Origin of the sequence: Dolichospermum heterosporum TAC447 (assembly GCF_024584745.1) — a bacterium.
Classification (GTDB): domain Bacteria; phylum Cyanobacteriota; class Cyanobacteriia; order Cyanobacteriales; family Nostocaceae; genus Dolichospermum; species Dolichospermum heterosporum.
The window spans coordinates 194210-206226 of record NZ_CP099464.1 but is presented as its reverse complement, the minus strand read 5'-3'; the positions used below and the strand labels follow the sequence as shown (position 1 = coordinate 206226).

Below are 12017 nucleotides of genomic sequence, written 5' to 3'. Positions count from 1 at the left end.
TATTTATATGTGTAATATTACCATTACTATAAAGTTATTTGCTGTTTATCAAGAAGTTTATGGGGTGAATGAGTTAGTGTGGGAGTTTCCCTATGGTACACCAGTGCAAGCTGTGTGCGATCGCCTAATTGCTGAACACCCAAAATTAAGCAAATGGCGAGAAATAACCCGTTTCGGCGTGAATTTACAATTTGTTGAACCAGATACTATTCTCCAAAATGGTGATGAGGTGGTTTTAATTCCTCCAGTGAATGGTGGTTAATGAGGATATATGCAAATACATTCACAAGAAATTAAAGATGATTAAATTAATTTTTACAACAATTTTCATAATTTTGCTGACAGCTTGTACTAGTATTGCCTTATTACCGACACCGGAATTAGTGCAAAAAGCGATCGCCCTGCAACTAGAACAAACCCAACAGCAACTTAACCAACAGCTAGATTTAAACTTCCAAAAATTTAATATTCAGCGCATATCTATTATTCAACAACAACCCCTCACCATTGAAAACTTACCAGCTTATCGGGTACAGGGAAATTACGACTTTACCGTGAAACTACCAAAACGCAGTTTTAAACAACTTGAAAAACCCTTTGAAGTTTATCTACAAATTCAAAAAGAAGGTAAAAGTTGGCGGTTATTAATACCAGAAAAAACCCATCAAGATCCTCAATCCAAATGGCAGAGTTACTTAATTCTTTAATGGGATGTTTGACACTCCCCAGTCTAAGAGGGTGTTTGAAAAGTCATGATTGCCGTATTAAATGTTTTACCCCTCCCTAACCCTCCCCTTGTGAAGGTGAGGAAACCAGATTTTTCTTGTTTCCCCCCTTGACAAGGGGAAAGGGGGGTAAAAATGTGATGAAAATTATGGGATACCACTTTTAAAACATCCTCTAAAGACACGGGGATTCTTGGTTCAACAAGACCACAACGGCTGGATTGTTTGATTCTAAACGTAGGGGTAAAGCAAGAGCTTCATTGGTGTCAACTTAGGCTACAGATGGCTTATTTGTTGGCTTCCACACCCGCCCGAAAATGATAGCGTAGTGGGGCGTAAGCCATATGTCCGGGCTAATAGCGAAAGTAAACTAAAGTTTACTCAAAAATTTTCGGGTTATTTAGTCATCTTCAGATGACTTTTGCTATTAGACTGGGAATATGGCTAACGCCACGCTACGCTATCATTCCCAGGCGGGCTATGGGTTTTACGTTAAGTGGCTTCCACACCCGCCCGAAAATGATAGCGTAGTGGGGCGTAAGCCATATGTCCGGGCTAATAGCGAAAGTAAACTAAAGTTTACTCAAAAATTTTCGGGTTATTTAGTCATCTTCAGATGACTTTTGCTATTAGACTGGGAATATGGCTAACGCCACGCTACGCTATCATTCCCAGGCGGGCTATGGGTTTTACGTTAAGTTGACACTAATGAAGCTCTTGCTTTCCCCCTACACATCTGGGTTATTTGTCATTTGGCAAAAGTTTAAATCTCACCCGTGTTTAGTATAAAAAAGATAAAATAATTTTATAACTTGAGATAACCTCTCTGTACCAAAATAAATGTACATTAGCTGATATAATCAAGATTCTAACCGCATAAAAAAATCTATCAATCTCAGATTCAACCTGTGATATATGCTGGTTTAGGGTTAGACTCTAAATATATAGGAAAAAAATACTTCTTTCCTTAATTATTGTAAAATTCACTTAACAAACAAAGATTCAGTTTGAACAAGTGCCATCTCATACAAAGGAGAAATAAAAATGACAGAAAATAATCAGGATAATATCAGTAATACTGAAGAAAGTTCTCAGGGAACAATCATAGTGGCTGGAATGCGTCCCATTACCACTGGCACTTTACAAGTAGTTGATACCTTCAACTCCATGGGAATTCGTCCCATAGGTGCAAACACATTCCAAGTAGTTGACAGTATTAACTTGTCTGGTATTCGTCCCATTGCTTCTAGCACCTTGGTAGTTGCTGACAACTATTCCGTTTTCGGAAATCGGCCAATAGCGCCGAACACCTTCGATGACTCCGAGCTTTTGATGGGTTTTCTAGACTAATTATACTCAAAACGGCTAGAAACTGGACTTTTTTATCATACAAAGAACAAGCTTCAAAGCCTCTCCCCGTTGCGGGGAGAGGTTTGGAGAGGGGTTTCATATTTGGTTAAACTATGAACCGTTTGCAGTATACATTCTCAATATTTTCATTAGAGAACTTCACAAAAAGAAATACCCAATGTCATTCTGTTCGCGCAGCGTGCCAGAGGCATTACGCAACGAAGTGTAGTGAAGAATCTCTTGAGATGCTTCGTTCCGCTATGGCTAACGCCACGCTCCGCGAACGCTACACTCAGCATGACAAAACAGGATCATTTATTTTGTGGCTTACTCTTACATCAAATTCAACCTGGTTTTATTAATAAACTAGGTTGTTTTATTAAAAAAATTATCAGAAAATCCCCGACTTCTTTTATTTATTGTGTCCGCAAATTATAAATTAATGTCAGAAGTCGGGGATATTATCACTGATGTTAAAAAAGGAGTAGTTTAATTATGGCAAAATCTTCAATTTTATCAACATCTTTAAACTTTCAAGAAAATTATCCATGTCCAGTATGTCGCGTGGGTAAAATTTCGCAAATGTTGATGATGGAAGCTATGTGTTGTGATTTCTGCAATGAGATTTTTACAGTTAATTTAGAATTACAACAAATTAAAATGCCTTCTAGAGAACCGCCTTTAGTTTGGAGTTGGAATGGATTGAGGTGGACGCAAGCACGATTAGGAACTGTGGAATTAGGTTGGGGTTATGGTTTATCTGCAATTGCTTTTATTCTTTTACCAACTACCTTAATAGGGGTGACAGCATATTATTTTCCTCCTCATTCTCATGTTCCCCTGTCATGGATTCCATTTGTTTGGACAGTGCTAACTTTTTTGGCACATTTAGGAATTATTATTTGGATTTTTATTGAAGTTTATCAGATTCCCATTATCGCATATTTGCGAGCCATTACCCGGTGGCAAAATAGACTGATTAGATAAATTCTACCAATTTCCAGCATTATACTGAAAACGGTTTATAGTTTAACCAAATATGGGCGTTGCTGATTAAGAGTATGATTTTATTATGCCTACGACACGCTGCGCGAACACGCAGAGGCGCTCCAGTCGCAGAGAGTAAGTAATTGGACAAAAATATTTACAGTCATTGCGAGGGAAGGGAAGCAATCACAACCCTGGCGATTGCTTCATTTCACTTCCTTCCATTTGCAATGACATTGTGTAATTCATTCTGTCTCACTACTTAGGAATTATTGCTTGTGTGAAAGACACTGCTTGAGTTAAGAATTGTTTAGAACTAGCAATACTTTGTTGTACAGTTGGTACTATTCCGTATAGTTACGGAATTTAAGCTGTCAACGAGCAAACCACAAATTGCCATCTGATTATCTCCATCTGTCTCTACTGCAAGAACTCATGTTGAGCTAACTGGCACGTCGAAAACTGATGTGGTTGTGAGTGCAATTAGTCAGTATCTTGGCTGTACTGACAATGTACCATTGAATCAAAGGATGGCTGAGTTGGAAAAAAGGCTCAGGGAATTAGAATCTAAATTTGACGAGAGGTGTTTTCATGGATGATGTTTCTTCTAAGCTTATAGCAATTTCCCAAAATGTGAATGACTGGCTGAAGTTTGCAGAGGCTAAGAATGGTATTCTTTTGGCTTTTTCTGGCACTGCGATTACTGCTACCATAACCATTTTATCCACAGCACAAAGTCTGCCTAATTCATTAAAAATTGGGTTATTATTAACAACAATTATTCTTTGTATTTGTGCTTTAGCTTGCTCCTTATCTTTTTTACCTAGAACCAATTTAGAGCGTATTTTAGGGTTGCGACGTAACTTAAATAATACTAATCCAGATAAAGATAATTTATGGTTTTTCGGACATTTGCATAAATATAAGCCAATTGAATTGTTAGAGGCACTGAATAAGCATTATTTTGACAGTAAATTAAATAATATACCTTACAAAAAAGAATATCAAGATATTGCTGCACAAATAACTGTGAATGCTGAAATTACTTTTCTGAAATTTCGGATTTTTACCTATGCAATATATATTTTGATTGCTGCTATTTTGGTAATTCCCTGTTTTGTTTTGCTTAGTTTGGTTATTTATCGTCATTTGTAACCATCGAGATATTTTATGTCATCTTCATCTACTAAGATTAAACTAACTGTAGTTCAACTTGATCTGGTTAACTCATCAAAGTCTTTTCAAGATATACACAATAAATACAATTTAGGTGCTGAGGCTCTAGCAATATTTATTAAACAAATTGAAGACATTATTTCTACAGCGTTTAATCAATCAATTGAAAATCGAAGAATTCAAACTCACCTTACCAAAATTGAAACTCCTCTAGCAGATGGTTGTAGACTTACATTTGAATCTGTTGAAAATGCCTATGATTTTGTGAAAATATTTTGCGAAATGGTTGACAAACGTAACCAAAAACCTGGTATAGATCAGTGGTGTTTTCGCATTGGTGCAGCAACAGATGATATTGTTTATGATCCTGAACGTCCTAATCAAATGATTGGAAATGTTTTCATGGTAGTTAAAGAATTGGAATCTGGTGCATTTCCTGGTTGGTTATTTGTTGATAAAATGACCTATAATGAACTTTCTCAAGATAAGTTCTCTAAACAATCTTTTAAAAATAAACATGATGAGTGCAGAGAGGCTTATGGTTATCCAATGCTTGTAAATTCTGCACAACCTATTAACCCTATTATATGGACAGATGACGACAACAAACAAGTATTAATTAAAATTCTTCAAGATATATTTACAGAAGAAGAATTAAAAACTATATGTGAAAATAATACGAGTAAACTGAAAGGAAATCCTTATGATGCAATTACTGGGAATACAGTTAATGCTAGATATAGTTCTTTAGTTAATCATTTAATTAGAAAAGGACTAATAGATAGTTTTTTAGAGATACTTTGTAAATCCAGTGAACACTTTGCTGATTTAGTAAAATCTTTACGAGGATAAATTATTTTGGCGTTGCTGATTAAGAGTATGATTTTATTATGCCTACGGCACGCTGCGCGAACACGCAGAGGCGCTCCAGTCGCAGAGAGTAAGAGTTTGAAATCATTGATTTTTCAATTTCATACCCTAATTCAGCAACGCCATTATTTTTTTAGTAAAACATAATGAATATGACTGACGACAACAAACAAGTATTAATTAAAATTCTTCAAGATGTATTTACAGAAGAAGAATTAAAAACTATATGTGAAAATCATACAAGTAAACTGAAAGGAAATCCTTATGATGCAATTACTGGGAATACAGTTAATGCTAGATATAGTTCTTTAGTTAATCATTTAATTAAAAAAGGACTAATAGATAGTTTTTTAGAGATACTTTGTAAATCCAGTAAACACTTTGCTGATTTAGTAAAATCTTTGCGAAGTGAGGTAACGGTGACCCCTAAGACAACAATTCAAAATGCAAATAATATTGTTAATTATATTTTTGTTATTGTTACTCCTCATCCAACAGTGAATAAAAAATATATTATAACATCTCAAGTTGCACAATTTGAAAATAATGATACTAAAATGAATACTCCTGATAGTGAGACAATTATTACATTGTCTAATATAGATCAAGGTTATTCAGAAAATCAAATTATTTCTGTTGCCATAAATGAAATTATCAATCAATTGAAATCAAAACCAAATATTTTCACTCCTACACCAATTATTGAATTATTTTTACCTCATAAACTTTTAACTAAAGATTTTAGTATCAAAAAAATTAAGGAAGCTGGAATTGATCAACCAATTGGTCATTTATATCCTTTCACAGTACGCTCTTATAATAGGTTTACAGATCAAGCCTCTAAAGGTAGATTAGAGTCAAAATTTCAAAAACTAAAAAAAATTATTGCTGATACTAATGATATAAATAATCTTCAAGAATATTGTCATCTTATTACTAAAAATGACTTACAATTAAAACCTGATAAATTCTATATAAATTACATTTCCCCTGGTACTCCTTTGTGTTTATGGATTAGGTGCAGTCTTGAGGAAGACAATAGGACTATTGATGATGTCTATCAAGAAATTTTTAATATATCCAATAATAATTTTTGTAAAGTTGATAAAATATATGAGCAACTTTTGAGTATTAGACAACAATATTATCGGGAATATGAAGAAAGGTTAATACTAGGAGTATTATTTGATCATGACAAATTACCAACACAAATAAGTCAATTAACATCTCCCAATATGTCCATGAACACCACATAAGGGGTATTTAGGTATCACAAATTAAAACTATTCACAAGGACAAAAACAATGACTGAACATCAAACAGAAAACAACTCACAAAACAACAAGGACTGGTATTTATTTTATGGTGATGGACAAGATCATGATATAGATAGCCAAAAAAAAATGATCAAGGAAAAAATGAAATCTCCACCACCTTGGCGAAAATTTTTAGAAATTGAAGGTATAGATAAATTAAAAGAAGCAATAAATTTAGATGATAGTGAAAATAAAAATAAAAAGATTGAAGAAATTACTAAAAATTCAGAAGAATTAAAGAAAATTTATGATCAATGGCAAAAAATTCAAAAATTAGCTAACTCTCCCGAAAATGAAAGGGGTCGAGAAAAAGGTAAAAGATTTCGCGTTTCTAGTCAACCAACCGCAGCAAATGATGATGATAGTGAAGACAATCCTAAAATCACAGTATTAGATGCGGTTAATGCTGCTATATTGTTGCGAAGACCGCTTTTAGTGACAGGAAATCCTGGATCTGGTAAAACTTCTTTAGCTTATGCGATCGCTCATGAATTAAAATTAGGAACTGTATTAAGTTGGCCTATTACTTCCCGTACTACCCTCCAAGATGGATTATATGCTTATGATGCGATCGCCCGACTTCAAGATTATCAATTAATTACAGATCCAGAAAAGAAAAAACTTCTTGATATTGGTAATTATATCACATTGGGACCATTAGGTACAGCATTTTTACCATCTCTTTATCCTAGAGTTTTATTAATTGATGAAATTGATAAAAGTGACATTAATTTACCTAATGATTTATTACATCTATTTGAAGAAGGTAAATTTTCCATTCCTGAATTAGTCCGTTGGGCTGATACTTCTCAGCCAAAAATATCTACAATAGAAGCAAATAAAACTGTAAAAGTTCGTACAGAAGACGCAAGCATTGAAGATAAAGCTACAATTAAAGCAGGTAGAGTACATTGTTCAGAATTTCCCATTATTATTATGACCAGTAATGGAGAAAGAGACTTTCCTCCCGCATTTGTTCGGCGCTGTTTACGGGTAAGAATGCCTGATCCTGATCCAGAATATTTAAAAAATATCATTGCATCTCATTTTGATGGTGATAGTTATGAAGAAACTAAAAAAGCAACGGATAAACTCATAGAAGACTTTAGAAACAAAGAAGCAACAGAAAGGGCAACAGATCAATTATTAAATGCTATTTATATGAGAAATAACCTGAATCCTGAATCTTTTACTGAAGATTTACAAGAGTTGTTGTTTAAATCTTTATCTGATACTGATGAACAATAAAAATATCTCTTGTGGTACAGGCATCTTGCCTGTAAAATATAAATAAATAAAGGATTCTAAAACCATGAGTAGGCATCTTGCCTGTAAAATATAAATAAATAAAGGATTCTAAAACCATGAGTAGGCATCTTGCCTGTAAAATATAAATAAATAAAGGATTCTAAAACCATGAGTAGGCATCTTGCATGTAAAATATAAATAGTAAAGGATTTTAAAACCATGAGTAGGCAATTTGACCAATTCATCACCACATTAGAAAAAAAATTAAATCTAACTGGTACAGAAATTGCCGAAATTCTCTGGTTAGCACAACAAACTTGTACTCATGTTTCTGTTGAAAAAACAACACCACAGCCTAATAATGATAATGCAAAAAATAATCAACCTGAAAATACACCTCTACAAACCCCAAACAACACCCAAAAATCTCCACAAATAACACCTCCTATTGAAACTCAAGTTCCTATTTATCCTAAACCATCAAATGACTATCCTGATAGTGGTTTATCAATAAATATTCCTGATGTTTCCTCCCTTCCCTATCCCCGGAAAATTGCTAAAGCATTACGTTCATTAATTCAATATATTGCCTATGGTAAAGCAGTCTTATTAAATGAAAAAGCCACCGTCGAACTTATGGCTGAATTAAACGGTATTTGTATTCCTATTCTTGAACCACGCAGAGAATTAAAATTTGATTTATTATTAGTTATAGATAAAAGTGATTCCATGATTTTTTGGCAACGCATTATCAAAGAATTACAAAAAATTTTAAAACATTATGGTATATTTAGGAATATTCAAATCTTTGGCATCTTTAAAGATAATCAAGGAAAGATTTATTTAAAACAAGGAATAGCGGAAAAAAGATATTCTCCTCAAAAATTAATTGATCCTACTGGTCGTAGAATTATCTTCATAGTCAGTGATTGTGTTAGTGAAATTTGGCGTAATGGCACAGCTTTTAATCTATTAAAGATTTGGGGAAAACATAATATTGTCGCCATTGTGCAAATGTTACCCGAAAGAATGTGGTTAAGAACTGCCTTAAGTTCAGGGGCAATGGTACAGTTAAATAGTTCAGCTTATACAGTTGCAAATCGTAATTTATCTATTAAAGAAATTTTAATTTGGGATGATATTAATTTTGATAAATCTATTAAAGTTCCTGTTTTTAGTCTCACACCAGATTCCATAGAAACTTGGAGTAAAATGGTTATATGCAAAGGAACTATTGGTGCAGGTGGTTTTGCCTTTTCAGACATAGTTAAACAAGAAAAACAACAAGAACCACAAACACAAGATATACCTCAAATATCATTATCCAATGAAGAACGAGTATATCAATTTCGCATCAGTTCTTCACCCCTAGCCAGAAATTTAGTCAGTTTATTAGCATCTGCACCTGTAATTAATTTACCTGTAGTCCGATTAATTCAAAAAAATTTCCTACCTCAATCAGAAAAAATAGTTCATGTCATAGCTGAAGTATTTTTAGGAGGAATTTTAAAACCTACGAAAGTAATTACACCAGATACCCATCCAGATTATGTTGAATATCGCTTTATTGATGAAGAAATAAGAGATATTTTTCTTCAAGATAGTTTGGGAATGACTTCCCTGAAAATAATTAATGAAATTTCTGAATATATTGCTAAACAACTGGGAAAAAATCTCAAAGAATTTCAGGCTTTACTTAAAAATCCACAGGAATTAGAAAAACTCAAAAACGAAAAAAATCTTCAAAACCTAAATTTTAATTATTTTGCTACTATTACTGCCAAAGTTTTAAAACGGTTAGGAGGAGATCATGCTCTGTTTGCTAATGAAATTGAACACTCTTTACTAAATCATAATAACAATCAAGCATTTTTTCAAGAATTTGCTGGAAACTATATTTGGGCAGTTAAAGAAAATGGTACTTGGCAAGAACAACTAGAAGGTTTATTAATTACTCGATATTTATTAATTTCTCCACAAGGTGAAGTCCAGTTTGGTTCTCAGTTAGATGTCGTAACAATTCAAAATTTAACAGTAAAAGAACAAACACTTTCTTGGACTTTTGATGATAATGAAAGTGCTGCCAGTATTATTTTTAAAATAAATAGTGAAGATAATTATTTTTGGGAACAGCATCAAACAGGTAAGTTATTTGAAGGATGGTTACAATATCGCAATAAAGGCAGAATAGATTTTAGAGGTAGATTTGAAGCTGTTTATCCTCCTCCTACACAAGAATTTACATTTAAAGTTAAAACCATCATTCTGATAGATGATTCTATTAACCCACAAACTTTTGATTTTCAAGTTGCAGTTATAAAAGCTAATCAATCTAGTCAATCTAATAGTAACAATACTCTAGAACAAATTAACGAAGCAGTATTTAACAAAATAGGAAAATATTTAACAGATATTGAAAAGCAATTATTAAATGGTGCATTAGAAAATTTAACCTATAAACAAATTTATAACCAAATTAGAGAATTAGCAAATTGCCCAAAATCAGAGCAGCAACTTAGCAATAGTATTGCTAAACCATTATGGAAAGTCTTAACACAAATAATTGGTGAAAAAGTTACCAAATCAAATCTTAAATCTCTTATTAATAAATGGTCTGCTATTGATCGTTATTCAGCACAAGCCACAGGTTTTACTCAAGACTTAGCTAACGATACTCAACTAGAAATGATGTTAATCCCCGGTGGTACTTTTATCATGGGTTCTCCTCCAGAAGAATTGGAACACAAAAAAAATGAAAGTCCCCAACATTCTGTCACAGTCCAACCCTTCTTTATGGGTAAATATCAAGTCACCCAAGCACAATGGCGATTTGTGGCTCAGTTACCCCAAGTGAACAAAGAACTAAACCCAGACCCATCTAACTTTAAAGGTGATAATCGTCCCGTTGAACAAGTTTCTTGGGAAGATGCGGTTGAGTTTTGCGATCGCCTTTCACAATATACAGGTAGAACCTACCGTTTACCCAGTGAAGCAGAATGGGAATATGCCTGTCGAGCGGGGACTACCACACCATTTCACTTTGGAGAGATGATTACAACGAATTTAGCAAATTATCAGGGTACGGATAATGAAGAATATAAATGGTCAGGCTCTTATGGTTCAAGACCTAAAGGAGTTTACAGAGAAGAAACAACAGCAGTAGGGAGTTTTGGAGTAGCTAATAACTTTGGATTATACGATATGCACGGCAACGTCTGGGAATGGTGTCAAGATGATTGGCATAGTGACTATGAAGGTGCGCCTACAGATGGTAGCGCATGGTTAAGCAGCGAAGAGAGTAGTGATAGAAAACTGCTGCGCGGTGGTTCGTGGCTCAACTATCCTGAGCATTGCCGTTCTGCTTATCGCAACGGCTACGACCTCGACTACGACTTTATTGGTTTTCGGGTTGTATGTAGTGGTGCGGCGAGGACTTAATAACACTATGCGCTTTTGCCCTCTTGCTCTTTTCTTGTCTTATCCCTCTCGCATAGCGAGAAAATTTTTTTGTCAGAATCAGGATATCCACCGATTAAAGGATGAACAGGATGAAACCAGGGATTTTATGGATTTTATATTGTCAGCTTACGACGTATAACTAACAACCGGAATTTTAGTCGGTTTCAACCGACTTCAGCTATGAGACAGAGAATTCATTCTCTGGCGTTGTTGATACTAACGATACTAACTTCCATTCTCTGGCGTTGTTGATACTAACTTCTTGGTTTATTTTGTCAATAAATTTACAGCAAATTGTCATCAAACCCGGAACAAGAACCCCACCCCCAACCCCCTCCCCGCAAGCGATGAGGGGGCTAAGATGTACCTTATATGATTGGAAATTGCTGTAAAAAAATACCCAAAAATTTCTTGTGGTGCGAGACGAAAAGCCCGCTAATCATCAAGGACAGGCAGGATGCCCATCCCACAAAATTTGGCTTACTTTAACTAACTAACTCCCGGTTCGCTCATTTTTTTTGGAGTTCGAGAAATTGCCAAAAAAATAGAAAATCTAGGTTTAGTAATGGTTTTAGCGATTTCCCGAAATTTAGCTTGAACTACCCTCGGTGCTAAAAACTCTATTTTTATGCGAACTGCTTGCAGCAGCGCTTCGCTATCGCCTACGTCATAGTACATTTGAATTACAGGCTAAAACCCCTATTAAATCGTTCAGGTTTTTTCTAACTCAATTTAAAATAGGCGAACCGGGAGTAACTAAACCCAATTTTTCAACAAGATTTTTAACGCTCCGCGATCGCTATTGATCAGAAGTTAATCGCCAAAAGCCTGAAACGACGGATTTTCCTTCATGCAGATCATTGTGGTTTTGGTTCATATTCGGTAT

General features: G+C 34.4%; 10 protein-coding genes. 9 read left to right on the top strand and 1 reads right to left on the bottom strand.

Annotation, left to right across the window (positions count from 1 at the left end; genetic code table 11):
• Positions 1-7 precede the first annotated feature (7 nt).
• The 9 genes from NG743_RS00935 to NG743_RS00895 all read left to right on the top strand — a co-directional run bounded on the left by NG743_RS00935 (position 8) and on the right by NG743_RS00895 (position 11110).
• Positions 8-262 carry a MoaD/ThiS family protein gene (locus NG743_RS00935; RefSeq protein ID WP_257121294.1) on the top strand — a complete coding sequence of 85 codons (255 nt, stop codon included), beginning with the start codon at positions 8-10 and terminating at the stop codon, positions 260-262.
• Between the two features lie 37 nt (positions 263-299).
• Positions 300-707: a hypothetical protein gene (locus NG743_RS00930; RefSeq protein ID WP_027400930.1), complete on the top strand. Its 408-nt coding sequence runs from the start codon at positions 300-302 to the stop codon at positions 705-707.
• A gap of 1038 nt (positions 708-1745) precedes the next feature.
• On the top strand, positions 1746-2075 hold the full coding sequence (locus NG743_RS00925; RefSeq protein ID WP_235335128.1) for a hypothetical protein: 330 nt from the start codon (positions 1746-1748) through the stop codon (positions 2073-2075).
• A gap of 495 nt (positions 2076-2570) precedes the next feature.
• A complete protein-coding gene (locus NG743_RS00920) occupies positions 2571-3062 on the top strand; it encodes a hypothetical protein (RefSeq protein ID WP_027400933.1) in 492 nt (163 codons plus the stop codon).
• A 591-nt stretch (positions 3063-3653) separates the two neighbouring features.
• Positions 3654-4217 (top strand): Pycsar system effector family protein, encoded by a 564-nt coding sequence (locus NG743_RS00915; protein WP_193964521.1) that lies wholly within the window; start codon positions 3654-3656, stop codon positions 4215-4217.
• Positions 4218-4232: 15 nt separating this feature from the next.
• Positions 4233-5090, top strand: coding sequence for an EAD6 domain-containing conflict system protein (locus NG743_RS00910; protein WP_257121293.1), 858 nt, complete (start codon positions 4233-4235; stop codon positions 5088-5090).
• Positions 5091-5260: 170 nt separating this feature from the next.
• Complete coding sequence (locus NG743_RS00905) at positions 5261-6364, top strand: EAD6 domain-containing conflict system protein (protein WP_257121292.1); 1104 nt, start codon at positions 5261-5263, stop codon at positions 6362-6364.
• Positions 6365-6412: 48 nt separating this feature from the next.
• Positions 6413-7672, top strand: coding sequence for an AAA family ATPase (locus tag NG743_RS00900; protein WP_257121290.1), 1260 nt, complete (start codon positions 6413-6415; stop codon positions 7670-7672).
• 219 nt (positions 7673-7891) lie between these two features.
• Positions 7892-11110, top strand: coding sequence for an SAV_2336 N-terminal domain-related protein (locus tag NG743_RS00895; RefSeq protein WP_257121289.1), 3219 nt, complete (start codon positions 7892-7894; stop codon positions 11108-11110).
• 510 nt (positions 11111-11620) lie between these two features.
• Here NG743_RS00895 and NG743_RS00890 read toward each other — a convergent pair.
• Positions 11621-11809, bottom strand: coding sequence for a hypothetical protein (locus tag NG743_RS00890; RefSeq protein WP_257121288.1), 189 nt, complete (start codon positions 11807-11809; stop codon positions 11621-11623).
• Positions 11810-12017 lie beyond the last annotated feature (208 nt).